The organism is Streptomyces sp. NPDC052910, from assembly GCF_055585605.1.
In genome coordinates this window covers 533,440-547,086 of sequence record NZ_JBVJJR010000003.1, presented here as the reverse complement: position 1 = coordinate 547,086, position 13,647 = coordinate 533,440, and the positions used below count along the sequence as shown (strand labels likewise).

The 13,647-nt window shown below is 73.4% G+C and carries 12 protein-coding genes; 7 read left to right on the top strand and 5 right to left on the bottom strand.

Annotation, left to right across the window (positions count from 1 at the left end):
- The first annotated feature begins 76 nt into the window (after positions 1–76).
- Positions 77–1,609, top strand: a complete 1,533-nt coding sequence (locus tag ACZ6X9_RS13450; protein ID WP_469778132.1) for an MFS transporter — start codon at positions 77–79, stop codon at positions 1,607–1,609.
- Positions 1,610–1,864: 255 nt separating this feature from the next.
- On the opposite strand, the gene ACZ6X9_RS13445 is transcribed toward ACZ6X9_RS13450, so the two are convergent.
- Positions 1,865–2,584 (bottom strand): TetR/AcrR family transcriptional regulator, encoded by a 720-nt coding sequence (locus ACZ6X9_RS13445; protein WP_469778131.1) that lies wholly within the window; start codon positions 2,582–2,584, stop codon positions 1,865–1,867.
- A gap of 151 nt (positions 2,585–2,735) precedes the next feature.
- Between ACZ6X9_RS13445 and ACZ6X9_RS13440 the strand changes: the two genes are divergently transcribed.
- A complete protein-coding gene (locus ACZ6X9_RS13440; protein ID WP_469778130.1) occupies positions 2,736–3,785 on the top strand; it encodes a zinc-dependent alcohol dehydrogenase family protein in 1,050 nt (349 codons plus the stop codon).
- 24 nt (positions 3,786–3,809) lie between these two features.
- On the opposite strand, the gene ACZ6X9_RS13435 is transcribed toward ACZ6X9_RS13440, so the two are convergent.
- The gene (locus ACZ6X9_RS13435; protein WP_469778129.1) at positions 3,810–4,280 is read right to left on the bottom strand and encodes a DUF3592 domain-containing protein; all 471 of its coding nucleotides are present in this window, start codon (positions 4,278–4,280) and stop codon (positions 3,810–3,812) included.
- 176 nt (positions 4,281–4,456) lie between these two features.
- Between ACZ6X9_RS13435 and ACZ6X9_RS13430 the strand changes: the two genes are divergently transcribed.
- A complete protein-coding gene (locus ACZ6X9_RS13430) occupies positions 4,457–5,551 on the top strand; it encodes a CPBP family intramembrane glutamic endopeptidase (RefSeq protein WP_469778128.1) in 1,095 nt (364 codons plus the stop codon).
- Positions 5,536–5,847, top strand: coding sequence for a DUF1330 domain-containing protein (locus ACZ6X9_RS13425; RefSeq protein WP_469778127.1), 312 nt, complete (start codon positions 5,536–5,538; stop codon positions 5,845–5,847). The genes ACZ6X9_RS13430 and ACZ6X9_RS13425 overlap by 16 nt, the downstream gene beginning before the upstream one ends.
- A gap of 58 nt (positions 5,848–5,905) precedes the next feature.
- On the opposite strand, the gene ACZ6X9_RS13420 is transcribed toward ACZ6X9_RS13425, so the two are convergent.
- The 3 genes from ACZ6X9_RS13420 to ACZ6X9_RS13410 all read right to left on the bottom strand — a co-directional run bounded on the left by ACZ6X9_RS13420 (position 5,906) and on the right by ACZ6X9_RS13410 (position 8,667).
- On the bottom strand, positions 5,906–6,826 hold the full coding sequence (locus tag ACZ6X9_RS13420) for a PhzF family phenazine biosynthesis protein (RefSeq protein WP_469778126.1): 921 nt from the start codon (positions 6,824–6,826) through the stop codon (positions 5,906–5,908).
- 460 nt (positions 6,827–7,286) lie between these two features.
- Positions 7,287–7,712 (bottom strand): hypothetical protein, encoded by a 426-nt coding sequence (locus ACZ6X9_RS13415; RefSeq protein WP_469778125.1) that lies wholly within the window; start codon positions 7,710–7,712, stop codon positions 7,287–7,289.
- A gap of 292 nt (positions 7,713–8,004) precedes the next feature.
- On the bottom strand, positions 8,005–8,667 hold the full coding sequence (locus ACZ6X9_RS13410; RefSeq protein WP_469778124.1) for a hypothetical protein: 663 nt from the start codon (positions 8,665–8,667) through the stop codon (positions 8,005–8,007).
- 207 nt (positions 8,668–8,874) lie between these two features.
- Between ACZ6X9_RS13410 and ACZ6X9_RS13405 the strand changes: the two genes are divergently transcribed.
- The 3 genes from ACZ6X9_RS13405 to ACZ6X9_RS13395 all read left to right on the top strand — a co-directional run bounded on the left by ACZ6X9_RS13405 (position 8,875) and on the right by ACZ6X9_RS13395 (position 13,584).
- Positions 8,875–10,311 carry a multidrug effflux MFS transporter gene (locus ACZ6X9_RS13405; protein ID WP_469778123.1) on the top strand — a complete coding sequence of 479 codons (1,437 nt, stop codon included), beginning with the start codon at positions 8,875–8,877 and terminating at the stop codon, positions 10,309–10,311.
- Positions 10,312–10,502: 191 nt separating this feature from the next.
- On the top strand, positions 10,503–11,546 hold the full coding sequence (locus ACZ6X9_RS13400; RefSeq protein WP_469778122.1) for a small ribosomal subunit Rsm22 family protein: 1,044 nt from the start codon (positions 10,503–10,505) through the stop codon (positions 11,544–11,546).
- A 424-nt stretch (positions 11,547–11,970) separates the two neighbouring features.
- Positions 11,971–13,584, top strand: coding sequence for a TROVE domain-containing protein (locus ACZ6X9_RS13395; RefSeq protein ID WP_469778121.1), 1,614 nt, complete (start codon positions 11,971–11,973; stop codon positions 13,582–13,584).
- Positions 13,585–13,647 lie beyond the last annotated feature (63 nt).

Sequence of the window (13,647 nt, the reverse complement as noted above, 5' to 3'; positions counted from 1 at the left end):
GCCACGCCGGATCACCCCGGCCCGCCGACCGCCCTCGACCGCCCCGACCGTCCCCGACGGACCAGGAGGCACCGCCTTGCCCTCACCGCCCCCGGCGCCACCCCCCGCCGCCCTGCCGGGTCACGAGCCGGACGGCGACCGGCGGACCGCCGTCCTGGCGGTCTGCTGCGTCGCCCTGCTGATGATCGGCATCGACGTGACCGCCCTGAACGTCGCCCTTCCCGCGATGGAACGGGAGCTCGGGGCCTCCGTGGCGGGCATGCAGTGGGCCGTCGACGCGTACAGCCTGTCGATGGCCGCGTTGATGCTGCTGATGGGCTCGGCGGCCGACCGGACCGGACGGCGGAGGGTGCTCCGGGCGGGGCTCGCGGTCTTCACCGCCGCCTCGGCGCTGTGCGCCGTCGCCCCGTCCCTCGGCGCGCTGGTCGGCTTCCGGGTGCTCCAGGGCGTCGGGGCCGCCGGGCTGACGCCCGTGTCGATGGCGATCATCTCCCACACGTTCACCGACCGGGCCCAGCGCACCCGGGCGATGGGTGCCTGGATCGGTGTCTACGGCCTCGGGCTGGCCCTCGGACCCTTGGTCGGCGGGGTGTTGGTGGCCGCGGCGGGCTGGCGGGCGGTGTTCTGGCTCAATCTCCCGGTCGGAATCGCGGCGTCGGTGCTCGCGGCCCGGTACGTGCCCGAGTCGCGGGCCGCGCGGGCCCGCCGGGCCGACCCGGTGGGCCAGGCTCTGACGATCACCCTCCTCGCCCCGCTCACCTACGCGGTCATCGAAGCGCCGCGCGCCGGCTGGACCGCTCCGGCCGTCCTGGGCGCACTTGCCCTGGCCCTCGCCTCGGCCGCCGGTCTCGTCGGGTACGAGCACCGCCGCGACGAACCGCTGATCGAGCTCGGGCTGTTCCGGAACGCCCAGTTCAGCGGTGCGATCGTTGCCGGGACGTGCGTTTTCGGGGTGTTCGGCGGCTTCTTCTTCCTCAGTTCCCTCTTCCTGCAGAACCCGCTGGGCGAGTCCCCGCTGGTCGCGGGCCTGTGGATGCTGCCGCCCTCGGCCGTGCTGGCGTTCTGCTCCTTCCGCGCGGGCCGGCTCGCGCGGCGGTTCGGGGCGCGGCGGCTGCTCGTCGCGGCGGGCGCCGCCCTCACCGCCGCCGGAGCGCTGTCGGCGGCCCTGGCCGGGAACACGTCCACCGCGCTGATCCTCGCGGAGTACGTCCTCTTCGGCCTCGGGCTGGGCCTGGCCTCCCCGCTGCTCATCACGACCGCCGTCTCCGGCCTGCCCGAGGACCGGGCCGGGCTCGCCTCTGGCCTCTTCACGTCCTGCGGCCGTTCGGGCTTCGCCCTCGGCGTGGCCGTCCTCGGCGCGATCCTGGCCGGCGGGCTGCACGGTGCTCCGCTGCACGACGCCCACGCCTTCACCGACGCCGTGCGCCCCGCCTGGGCGGTCGTCGCGGGATGCGGAGTGGCCGTGACGGCGCTGGCCGCGGCCGTCGCGGGGCGGGGTGATGCGGTGCCGAGCACCCGCGGCAACGGTCGGCCGGACGCAGACGGGTCCGTGGCAACGGTCGGCCGAACGCTCTCTGATCACCACAGAGGCCGGCCGGACAACGCCTGATCATCGCGGAGGCCGGCCGGGCGTCTCCGACCGGCGTCGCGGCCGGGCAAATGTCCCTGGTCGCCGCAGGGGCCGGCCGGACAACCTCTGATCATCGCGGAGAGCGGCCGGGCGTCTCCGACCAACGTCGTGGCCGGGCGAACGCCCCTGATCACCGCAGGGGCCGGTCGAACGTCCCTGGCCAGCGCAGGGGCCGGTTGGACAACGCCTGATCACCGCTGTGCCCGGCCGGACGTTCCCTGACGGCCGCCTCCGTCAGCGGTTCCCGGACGTGACCAGCCCCAGCGACACGACCAGATCGCGCAGCTCCGCCTCGTAGAGCGCCCCCGGATCGGCCACGTTCGGGCGGAGGTGGCCGTAGATCTCCAGCCCGATCAGCCCGTACATGCGGCCCCAGACGCGGAAGGCCAGCGCGACCGCGCCGGGGGGCACATCGGGCAGGTGTGTGCGGATCTCCTCGGCCAGTTCGGGGGTGAAGTCGGACCACGTGTGGTCACCGGGCGGCTGCAAGGGCGCCGCGTGGGGCCAGGCGGCGGCGACGAGTTCGACGAGGCCCAGGCAGGCGCGCTTCGAGGGGCCGGGCGCGGGGCCGCCGGCGGGTGCGACGTACCCGGCCACCGGATCGCCGTAAATGAGCCGGAAGCCTTCCGGATCGGCGAGCGCCCAGTCGCGTGCGGCCCGCCACCAGGCCTGGAGCCGGGCGGCCGGGTCGTCGGCGGGGCAGGCGTCCCGGGCGGCCTCCGCCCGGTCGACGAGGGTGCGGTAGACGTCGTTGATCAGCGCTGTGACCAGCTCGTCCCGGGTGGCGAAGTAGCTGTAGACGGCGCTGGCGCTCATGTCCATCTCGCGGGCGATGGCGCGCAGCGAGATGGCGTCCGGGCCGCCCTCCGCCATGAGCCGGAGGGCCGTCGCCTTGATCTCCGCCGTGGTCTGGGCGCGGAGCCGGGCCCGTCTGCCCTGCGTCTGTTGGATCACGCTTGACACTGTACAGCGCTGCATTACAGTGCGCCGAGTGAAAACTGAACGGTGCACGGAATATGTGCAGCGTTGTCAGTGCGGGCCGGAAGCGCTCATGGGCGCGAAGAAGGGCGGGGCGATGAAAAGCGGCGCGATGAAAAGTGGGGCGATGAAGAGCGGGTTGACGGGGAGTGGGGTGACGGAGAGCGGAGTGACGAAGGCAAGAACGGTGCTGTTCGACGAGGTGGGCGGCCCGGACGTGCTGCGCGTCGAGGAGGTGGAGCTCGGCATGCCGGGGCCGGGCGAGGTGCGGGTCCGCGTGGAGGCCGTGGGCCTGAACCGGGCGGAGACCCTGTTCCGGGCCGGCGCGTACTACTACCAGCCCGACCTGCCGGCGTCCCGGATCGGCGCCGAGGCGGCGGGCGTGATCGAGGAAGTGGGCCCGGACGTCGAGGGATTCACCGCCGGTGATCCGGTGATTGTGCTGGCGACCGCCGCCGGCCTGATGTCCGCCCACGGCGTCTGTGCGGAGCGCGCCAACGTCCCGGCGAACACCCTGTTCCGGCGGCACCCGTCGGTGGACGCGGTCACCGGGGCGGCGACCTGGCTGTCGTACCTCACCGCGTACGGGGCCCTCGTGGAGGTCGGCGGGCTGCGCCCGGGCGACACGGCGCTGATCACGGCCGCCTCCAGCAGCGTCGGCATCGCGGCGATCCAGGTGGCGAACCTCGTCGGCGCGACCCCGATCGCCGTCACCCGCACCGTGGCCAAGAGGTCACAACTCCTCAAGGCCGGCGCCGCGCACGTGATCTGCCTGGACGAGGACGACGTCGTCGCGCGTGCCGGCGCACTGACGGACGGCGCGGGCGCCCGCGTGGTCTTCGACGCGGTGGGCGGACCCGAACTCCCCCGTCTCGCCGGTGCGGTGGCCCGGGACGGCATGCTGATCGTCTACGGCTCGCTCGACGGGCGCCCCACCCCGCTGCCCCTGCACTGGCCGCTCGCCGTCTACGGCTTCGCCCTGCCCGCCGTCCTCGACCACGAGGACCGCAAGCGGCGCGCGACCGCCTTCATCGAGTCGGGCCTCCGCTCGGGCGCACTCTCCCCGCTGATCGACCGGACCTTCCCCTTGGAGGCCGTCGCCGACGCCCACCGCTATATGGAGGGGAACGGGCAGGTGGGCAAGATCGTGGTCACGGTGGGCCGGAGGGACGGATGAGGCGGATGGAACGGTTGAGCCGGGCTACCGCAGCACCAGCTCTCCGAACCTGTACACCCCCTTGAACACAGGAGTCAGCGCCCGGGCGCAGACCGCTCCGATGAGCAGTGTGACGAGCCCATACCAGAACGGGCTCGCCGCCCAGTCGTGCTCGATGACGATGATGTTCCGGGGGTCCTCCGGGTCGTAGACGACCTCCGTTTCGTCTCCTGGGGCGAGGTCGCAGCCATGTGGCCGACCGGTCGCCGATTTCGCCTCGATGGTGGTGTGCGGCGGATCTTTGAGGCTGAAGGACACGACGGGGTAGTGGTGGAGGTCTCCGTCGCCGTCCGTGTCGGTCCACACGGAGATCACGGTGCCCGTCACACGTGGACCGTGCGTGCGCAGCCGGTGCACCTTCACGGTCTCGCAGGCGAGCCACCACGGTATGTAGAAGAGGAACCACACGACCAAAAAGCATGCGCATATGAGGACCGGCGCCAGCCATAGCGTCATGGCCGGATGGTAGTGGGGGCGTGTGAGACGACTTCAGGTCAGCCGGTCAGCCGGTCAGCCGGTCAGCCGGCCGGCGGTCGGCCGGCGGCGAGGAGGCGGGGGGTGTAGAGAAGTGCACCCTCGAGGTGTAGGCGGCCCTATTACGGGGGTGCGCGCCGCTTCGTAGCGTCGGCGGCATGACGATATCGACGGGCGTTGCGCCCCCTTCCGAGGCGATGGGGTCAGTGGGGCCGTTGGGGCGGCGGCGAGACCTGTGGCTGTATCTCGGGGTGGCGTACGCCGGTATGTGGCTGGCCATGCTGCCGCTGCTGGTGACCGGGTACCGGCGGGGTGACGCCCGCGAGGCAACGGGCGGTCTGGCGGAAGTGTGCATCGCCGCAGCGATGTTCGCCCCCGCGCTCGGTGCGGTCGTCGCCGTGCGGTACATGCGCGGGGGCGGACGGATGCGAGAGGCGCTGGCACTGAGGTGGCCGAGGCCGTGGGGGCGCGCGGTGCGGGAGTGTCTGACGGCGGTGGCCGTGCCCGCGGGACTCACCCTCGCGGCCCTCGCTCTCGGATCGCTCGCCGGCCGGTACCCCGTGGGGGACGTGAACGCCGGGAGCGTGACCGGCCGGCTGGCCGGCGGCCTGGTGGGGCTGGTGGTGTCATTGCCGCTGTTCTTCGGCGAGGAACTGGGCTGGCAGGGCTACCTGTTCCCCCGCCTGCTGCGGGACGGCCCCGGGGCGCGGCCGCTCCGGGCGTACCTGCTCCGGGCGTACCTGCTGACCGGGGCCGCCTTCGCTCTGTGGCACCTGCCCACGTTGATCATGGGTGGGCAGTACCCCGGTCGCCCCTGGTACGTGTCCGTGCCCGCGATGGTGGTGAGTTGCACGCTGGTGCTGCCGATCTTCACCTGGCTGCGGCTGCGTTCCGGTTCCGTGGTGCCCGCCGTCGTCGCCCACGCCTTCGTCAGCTCGTTGAGTGTGGGCATGGTCAAGGAGTTCGCCGATCCGGACGCCGCTCTCGATCCGTTGCACATGGGGCTCACCGGGTGGCCCGGGTGGATCGTCATGGGCGTGTTCGTCGCCTTCCTGGCCCGTACGGGGCGGCTGCGGCCGGCGGACGGAGCCGAGGCGGGGGCCGGGGCCGACGCGGATGGGCCCGCCGTTCACGGACCGGCTCTGACCGGTCGGACAGGTTCTGACCGGTCGGACCGGCCCGACCGGTCCAGTCGAACCGACCACCGTACGAACCTGACTGAACCTGGAAGAGATTCGTGCCCGCCTACGTGATCGTCGAGGGCGACGCGCTCGACGCCGAGGCCGCCAGGCCGGACCACCAGGCCGCCGAGCCGCCCGTCCGCGCCTGCGGCGGCCGTTACCTCGTGAAAGGCGGGACGCCCGAGGCCGTCGAGGGGGAGTGGCCGTGGTCCCGCCTGATCGTCGTCGAGTTCCCGGACGGGGAGCGGATCAGGCGGCGGTACGCCTCGCCCGAGTACACCCGGGCGCGGGAGCTCCGGCGCACGGCGGTGCGGCTGCGGATGGACCCGACGGGTAAGGGGAGGGGGAAAGGGGGCGGGGTTGTCTAGGCCGGCCGGGCGGCCCTGCCCGTCGATGCGCCGACCGGCCCGTGTCAGCCGTCCCGCCTCACCCGATCCGCGTCGCCGTGCCCGACACCCGGACCCGGGGGTCGCCCGGTCGGAGGGTGACTTCCAGGAGGCCCGGACGGCCGAGGTCGTCGCCTTGGTGCAGGGTGAGCGTCGCGTCGTCGCCGACGAGTCCGCGCTCCCGCAGGTACGCGCCGAGGGCGGCGGCCGCCGCGCCCGTCGCGGGGTCCTCGGTCACGCCACCGACGGGGAAGGGGTCACGCACGTGGAACACGGACTCGTTTTCGCGCCAGACGAGTTGCACCGTCGTGAGGTCCAGCTTCCGCATCAGGGCGGCGAGCCGGTCGAAGTCGTATGCCAGGTCGGCGAGCCGTTCCCGGGTGGCCGCGCCCAGGACGAGGTGACGGGCGCCCGCGAAGGCGATGCGCGGCGGGAAGGCCGGGTCGAGGTCGGCGGCGGGCCAGTCGAGAGCGGCCAGCGCCTCGGTGACGTCCTCCGGCGCGGCCTCCTCCGTGTGCGGTTCGACGGAGGTCAGGGTGGCGCGGAGGGCGCCGGCGTGTTCGGTGACGGTCACCGGGATGGTGCCGGCCGGGGTGGCGAAGACGAACTCCCCGGGACCGTGCCGCTCGGCCAGGGCCACGGCGGTGGCCACGGTGGCGTGGCCGCAGAAGGACACCTCGGCCAGCGGACTGAAAAAGCGGAGGGTGAACGACCGGTCCGGCTCGGCCGTGCCCTCGGGCGGCGCGGTGAGGAACGCGGTCTCGCTGTACCCGAGTTCGGCGGCGATGCGCAACATCTCCGCGTCGCCGAGACCGGCCGCGTCCGGGACGACGCCGGCCGGGTTGCCACCCTCGGGGTCGGCGGAGAAGGCGGTGTAGCGGAGGATTTCGGGGGCGCCGGGGGAGCCGGTCGTGGGACCGGCAGGCGAGGTGGGTTCGGACGTGCGGTCGGTGATCGTCATGGACACCCCAACCAGGCGTGTCCAGGCGGTTATTCCGGCGGGGAAGAGGGGGCAAGCGCCCGTCGGGGCTCGCCGTCCGGCGCCGTCCGCGGCGGGCAGGGGAGCGGCTCGGCTCCACCTCCCCGCATCCCTGTGCTCCCCGTTCCGTGTGCCTCCCCCCCGCATGCCCCGCGTGCCCCCGCGCCCGCCCGCGCACGCCGAGACCCCGTCCGGCGGTCGGCGCCGGGCGGGGTCTCGGGGAGGGGATGGCGGTCACCTCATCGCATGTCGGTCTCAGTGGGTGAGCGACCCGGCGGTATCGGCGGCCCCTGGGGTGACAGCCGCATCATCCGCAACGGCGACTTCAGCGCGGCAGTGACCTCAGCGCGGCAGCGACCCCAGCGACCTCAACGACCTCGTGGCCTCAACGATTTCGGTGACCCGTGACCCCGTGACCCCGTGACTTCAGTGACCAGTGACTTCAGCGCACAGTGACGTAAATCGGCTCGGACACCGCGCCCCCGCCCGTCACGCGGAGGGCGTTCTTGCCCTTGATGCCGAGCTTGACGCGCATGGAGTACGCCGCGTTCTTGTTGACGGTGACCTTCGCGGGGAGGGAGACCCACTTGGCGCCCTGCTTCTGCTGGAGGACGACCGTGGTGCCCGGCTTGATGTCGGTGGCCTTGCCGCTGACGCGGAACTCCTGCCAGGCCGCGACCGTGGCGACGCTCGCCTGGGCGGTGAGCGTGGGCTTGGCCGCCGGGGCGGGAGCGGGCGACGCGGGGGCGGCGGTGGAGGCGACCGGAGCGGAGGCGGGGGCAGGAGCGGCGAAGGCGGCCGCGGCACCCCCGGCGACGAGGCCGGCGGTGAGGGCACCGGCTATGGCGAAGCGGTAGGCACGGTTCATGACGTATTCCTCCCTGATGGACCCGTTGGGTCTCGATGACCCGATGGCGGGGCTTCACTGGGGAATACGGGAAAAGAGCGATGTCGGTTGCACGCTGCATCGAACTCTTTTCCGAAGCGGGTGCCGGAGGCGCCCTCAGGGGCAAAATCCCGCCACCGCCACCGCCACCGCCACCGCCACCGCCGCCACCATCACCAACCCCGCCCCTGCCGCCACCATCCCCCTTGACGCGGCCACCACGCCGCACCGGTCGCACCGGTCGCACCCGTCACCCCCGACGCGGCCCCGCACGTCACGACGAGAACGTGAAGTTCGAGTGATTGGTCGCGAGTCGGGCGTCGTCCGGTCCGTAGGCCGTCACCTGGAGCTGCCAGTGCACGGGCGGGTTGACGACGACAAAGGTGGGGTGCCAGTTGGTGATGTCCCAGTTGAGGACCGGTGAGCGGACGATGCTGTCGAGGCTCAGGCTCTGCTTGTTCAGGTCGCTGTAGGTGTGCCACCTGATGTACGCGGTCCTGCCCTTCAGCCCGTTGAACGTGACGTTCACCTGCACCTTGGTGAGCCCGACGCCGGCCGGCCCCTGAGAGAGAACGCTCGTGACGCTGGCCGAGACCCGTAGCGTCGCCGGTGCCGTCGTGTACGGCGGTGGGGTGACCTGCGGCTGGGTGCTCGCCGGTGGTGTCGAGGGGAGGATCGGCGAGGGAAGTGTCGGCGGACCGGAGGACGTCGGAGGCGGGCCGGAGGATGCCGGCGCCGGGGAGCCGGCCGCCGGACCGGTCGCGGGCGGGGGCGTCGGCGGATCCGCCTTGTCGTCCGAGGAGTGCCCCTGGAGGAGGACGGGCAGCAGTGCGCCGAGGACCACGGCCAGTCCGCCGGTGACCCAGTAGGCCCAGACCCGGTGCCAGAACGGATTCCCCGGTGGACCGGGCAGGTGTGGCGGATCTCCGGCGCTCATGTCCGTCCCCCTCGGTATGGCCCGGCCCCGGCATGTGCCTTTGGGCCGAGCGTGACGGGACGCTACTCCTGGAATCGGCCCTTCAGGGAGGCGTATGAGGCGCATGGGCGGGAGCGCTTCCGGGTGTCGCGCGCCTCTGTAAGGGCCGGATTCCGGTTACGTCCATGACACCATGGAGGGATACCTGTACTAGCCATGGAGTCATGCATGAAGGAGCCCGCCTCCGCCGGGGCCGAAGCCCCCGGGGACGCCTCGTCCGACCAGCACATATCCGCGTCGGCCGGGATGACGCCCGGTCGCCGGAACCGGCTGTTCGTCACGCTCGCCCTGGGCGGGCTCACGGCCGTGGCCCCGCTGTCCATGGACATGTACCTGCCGGCGCTCCCCGAGGTGACGGATTCGCTGGGAAGCCCTGCGGCCACCGTGCAGCTCACCCTCACCGCCTGCCTCATGGGAATGGCGCTGGGACAGCTCGTCGTCGGCCCGATGAGCGACAAGTGGGGCCGCCGACGGCCGCTGCTCGCCGGTATGGCGCTCTACGTCGTCGCCACCGTTCTCTGCGCCGTGGCCTCCAACGTGCCCCTGCTCATCACGTTCCGCCTGGCCCAGGGCCTGGCCGGCGCGGCGGGCATCGTGATCGCGCGCGCCGTCGTGCGCGACCTGTACGACGGCGTGGCCATGGCCCGCTTCTTCTCCACCCTGATGCTGATCTCGGGTGTGGCCCCGGTCGTCGCGCCGCTCATCGGCGGACAACTGCTGCGCTTCACGGACTGGCGGGGCGTCTTCGTGGTGCTCACCGTCGTCGGCCTCGCCCTGACGTTCCTCGTGTACCGCTACCTCGACGAGACCCTGCCGCCCGACCGCCGGCAGTCCGGCGGCCTCGGCGGAACGCTGCACGCGATGCGCGGCCTGCTCGCGGACCGCGCCTTCACCGGTTACATGCTCTCCGGCGGCTTCGCCTTCGCCGCCCTCTTCTCCTACATCTCGGCGTCGCCGTTCGTCGTCCAGGACATCTACGGCGCGTCGCCGCAGACGTTCAGCCTGCTGTTCGGCCTCAACTCCGTCGGCCTCGTCGTCGTCGGCCAGATCAACGGCAAGCTGCTGGTCGGCCGGGTCAGCCTGGACAAGGCCCTCGGCTGGGGCCTCGCCGTGATCACCCTGGCCGCCGCGGCCCTGCTGGTGCTGACTTCGGGCGTTGTCGGCGAGCCGGGCCTGGCCCCGGTCGCCGCCGGTCTCTTCGTCCTGATGGCCGCCATGGGCCTGGCCATGCCCAACACCAACGCCCAGGCGCTGATGCGCTCCGGCAACGCGGCCGGCTCCGCCTCCGCCCTGCTCGGCACCTCCACCTACCTGCTCGGCGCCATCGCCTCCCCGCTGGTCGGCATCGCCGGCGAACACACGGCCGTCCCCATGGCCGCCGTCCAGCTCGGCTGCGCCGTGCTGGCGGTGCTCAGCTTCGTGCTGCTGTGCGGGCCGCGCGGCGGCGCGGACGCGGCGGGCGCGGCGGGCGCGATGGCCCCGGCCGGTGAGCGGCAGCCCGAGGACGGTACGGGCGTGGCGGACGCGACGGGCCTGATCGATGCGGCGGGCGCGGCGGGCGCGGCTGACGTGTCGGGTGCGGCGGACCCCAAGGCCGCGGAGTAGCCGGCCCGCCGCGCGGGCGCGCCGGTCGCACACGACCACCGACCCACCCGGCGAGCGGTCCCACCGCACCGCCCGCCGACCGGGAGTGGCGCCCGCGCCGATCGGGAGTGGCGCCCGCGCCGATCGCGAGTGGCACCCGTGCCGACCGGGAGCGGCACCCACTCCACCCCCCACCCCGTAAAATCCACCCAATGCACGCCCCCGAAAACCCGCCGCCGACCGGCGAGAACCTCCGCGCCGCGCTCGCCGGACTGCTCGACGGTCTGCCGCCCCGGCAGGCCGCCCGGGCCGTCGAGCGGCTGATCGCCAACTACCGGGGGCGGACCCCGACCGACGCGCCGGTCCTGCGCGACCGTTCCGACGTGGCCGCCTACGCCGCTTACCGCATGCCCGCGACCTTCGAAGCCGTCCGGCACGCGCTGGAGGCGTTCCGGAACCGGCTGCCCGACTGGTCGCCCGGCACCCATGTGGACCTCGGCGGCGGTACGGGCGCGGCGACCTGGGCCGTCGCGGCGGCCTGGCCGGAGGCGGGGGAGCGGGCGACCACCGTCCTGGACTGGGCGGAACCCGCCCTCGCCCTCGGCGCCGAACTCGCCGGCACCGCCGCCTCGCCCGCGCTGCGCGCCGCCCGCTGGCAGCGGCAGGTCATCGGCGGCGGTCCGGCCGTGCCCGACGGCACCGACCTGGTCACCGTCTCCTACGTCCTCGGTGAACTCACCGACGACGCCCGCCGGTCCGTCGTCGACCAGGCCGCCCGCGCCCGCGCCGCGGTGATCGTCGAGCCGGGCACCCCCGACGGGTACCGCCGGGTGATCGAGGCCCGCGACCGGCTGATCGCGGCCGGCTTCGAGGTCGTCGCCCCCTGCCCGCACAGCGCCGCCTGCCCGATAGAGCCGGGCTCGGACTGGTGCCACTTCTCCGCCCGGGTCAGCAGGTCCTCCCTGCACCGGCAGGTCAAGGGCGGTTCGCTGGCGTACGAGGACGAGAAGTTCTCCTACGTCGCGGCGGTCCGCACCGACGCCCCCGGCGCCCCGGCGGGCCCGGACGGCCTCCCCGGCGCACGGGCCCGCGTCGTACGCCGGCCGCAGATCCGCAAGGGACAGGTGCTCCTCGAACTCTGCACCCGGGACGAGGGCCTGCGCCGCGACACGGTGACCAAGCGCCACGGCGACCTCTACCGCGCCGCGCGCGACGCGGACTGGGGCGACGCGTGGCCCCCGGAGGGCGAGGCCTGACCCGCTGGGGCCGGCTTCCGGCGGTGATCCGCGCCGGAAGCCGGCCCCCAGCCTCTGTGCCCCCAGCCTCTGTGCCCCCAGCCTCTGTGCCCCCAGCCTCTGTGCCCCCAGCCCCCGGCCGGTTCCGGACGCCGCCCAGAGCCGGGGCCGGACGCCGCCCAGAGCCGCCGCCCCGCGCATATTCGCTGGTGCGCGCCTCGGCGGCCCGGGTACGGTGGCCCGGCGACCGCGTCTTCGATGCGCTCGGCTGCGGCTACTTCCTTCTGACAACCAAGTGACGCCGCCGCCCCTTTTGATCTCGAAGGCGCGGGCGCTCATGTCTTCGGCCCCCGGGCCTTCCGGCCGGGGCCGGTCCGTCGTCCTTCGAATCCGGGGGGATTCGCTGCCTCGTCACACCCCACGCGTCTCCAAGATGTGGTCCGAGATGCTCGTGGCCCCGCACATCGCGGCGGCCGCCCGCTCGACGCTCCGGCCGTGGTCCCGGCACCGGCCCGCGACTCCGGACCCGCGCACCTATGAGGGCGCCCCGGCCTTCGTCCGGGAGCCCCGCGAGGAGCTCTTCCTCCTCGCGGTCGGCAACTTCGTCTCCCAACGGACCTTCTACGAAAGCGGCGAGGACCGGGACGACCGGTACATCCGCCTCGTCCGCCGGCTCGCCCTCGAGGATCCGGCGTGGACGGCCGGGTTGCTGCGCTGGCTGCGCGCCGAGGGCAACATGCGGACGGCGTCCCTGGTGGGGGCCGCCGCGTACGTCCGGGCGCGTCTCGAAGCCGGGGCGTGCGACGGCCCGTCCAACCGGTCCGTGATCGACTCGGTGCTGCAGCGCGCCGACGAGCCCGGCGAGCTGCTCGCCCACTGGATCTCGGCGTACGGGCGGAAGGTGCCGCAACCCGTGAAGCGGGGCATCGCCGACGGCGTGCGCCGGCTGTACACGTCCCGCTCCCTGCTCAAGTACGACACTGCGTCCAAGGCCTTCCGGTTCGGTGACGTACTCAATCTGGTGCACGCCTCGCCCGACCCGGACAAGCCCTGGCAGGGCGCCCTCTTCCGGTACGCCCTGGACCGCCGGCACCACCCGGAACAGGCAGTTCCGCCGGCCTCCGACCGCCTCCTGACCGCCCACCGGGCACTGATGGAGACGCCCCCGGAGGAACGGCGGGCGGTGGTGACCGGGCCGGGCGGCGGTGAGCGGACGGCCGCCGCGGGCATGACCTGGGAAGCCCTGGCGGGCTGGCTCCACGGTCCGCTGGACGCCGCCGTCTGGGAAGCCGTGATCCCCACGATGGGACCGATGGCGCTCCTGCGGAACCTGCGCAACTTCGACGAGGCGGGGGTCTCGGACGAGGTAGCGGCCGGGGTCGCCGCCCGGCTCGCGGACGCCTCCGAGGTGGCCCGGTCACGGCAGTTCCCGTTCCGCTACCTGGCCGCCCACCGACAGGTGAGGTCGCCGCGCTGGACGGACGCGCTGGAACGGGCGTTGAGCCACTCCCTGGCCAACGTCCCGTCGCTGCACGGCCGGACGCTGATCCTGGTGGACCGGTCCGACTCCATGTTCTGGGACACCGTCTCCGAACGGTCCACGCTGAGCCGGGCGGACGCGGCGGCCGTCTTCGGCGCCGCCCTCGCCCTGCGCGCGGAACGGGCGGACCTGGTGGAATTCGGCTGGACCAGCAGGGCGGTGCCGTTCGAGCGGGGCGAGCCCGTGCTCGAGGTGCTGAAACGGTTCCACAGCCTCGGCGGCACCCATACCGCGAAGGCGGTGCGGGACCACTACCGGGGGCACGACCGCGTCCTGATCGTCACCGACGAGCAGACCGCCGCCCCGTACGGCCCCTACGGACCGGGCCACCCGGCCGAACCGGTACCGGCCGACATCCCCGTCTACACCTGGAACCTGGCCGGCTACCAGCCCGCCCACGGCCCCACCGGCCCCCTCCGGCACACCTTCGGCGCCCTCACGGACGCCGCGTTCCGGATGGTCGCCCTCGTCGAGGCCGGCCGCGAGGCGTCCTGGCCGTGGACCGCAGACCCGGCCTGAGCCGGTACGGGCGGATCCGTCCCGGTCCGGGCCGTGCCTGAACCCGGAGTCGGGTGGTGCATC

Bases quoted from the DNA above. Each gene is read 5' to 3' on its own strand.
- ACZ6X9_RS13440 (WP_469778130.1), top strand. From the start codon at position 2,736: ATGAAGAGCGGGTTGACGGGGAGTGGGGTGACGGAGAGCGGAGTGACG.
- ACZ6X9_RS13435 (WP_469778129.1), bottom strand. From the start codon at position 4,280: ATGACGCTATGGCTGGCGCCGGTCCTCATATGCGCATGCTTTTTGGTC.
- ACZ6X9_RS13430 (WP_469778128.1), top strand. From the start codon at position 4,457: ATGACGATATCGACGGGCGTTGCGCCCCCTTCCGAGGCGATGGGGTCA.
- ACZ6X9_RS13420 (WP_469778126.1), bottom strand. From the start codon at position 6,826: ATGACGATCACCGACCGCACGTCCGAACCCACCTCGCCTGCCGGTCCC.
- ACZ6X9_RS13415 (WP_469778125.1), bottom strand. From the start codon at position 7,712: ATGAACCGTGCCTACCGCTTCGCCATAGCCGGTGCCCTCACCGCCGGC.
- ACZ6X9_RS13410 (WP_469778124.1), bottom strand. From the start codon at position 8,667: ATGAGCGCCGGAGATCCGCCACACCTGCCCGGTCCACCGGGGAATCCG.
- ACZ6X9_RS13405 (WP_469778123.1), top strand. From the start codon at position 8,875: ATGAAGGAGCCCGCCTCCGCCGGGGCCGAAGCCCCCGGGGACGCCTCG.
- ACZ6X9_RS13400 (WP_469778122.1), top strand. From the start codon at position 10,503: ATGCACGCCCCCGAAAACCCGCCGCCGACCGGCGAGAACCTCCGCGCC.
- ACZ6X9_RS13395 (WP_469778121.1), top strand. From the start codon at position 11,971: ATGCTCGTGGCCCCGCACATCGCGGCGGCCGCCCGCTCGACGCTCCGG.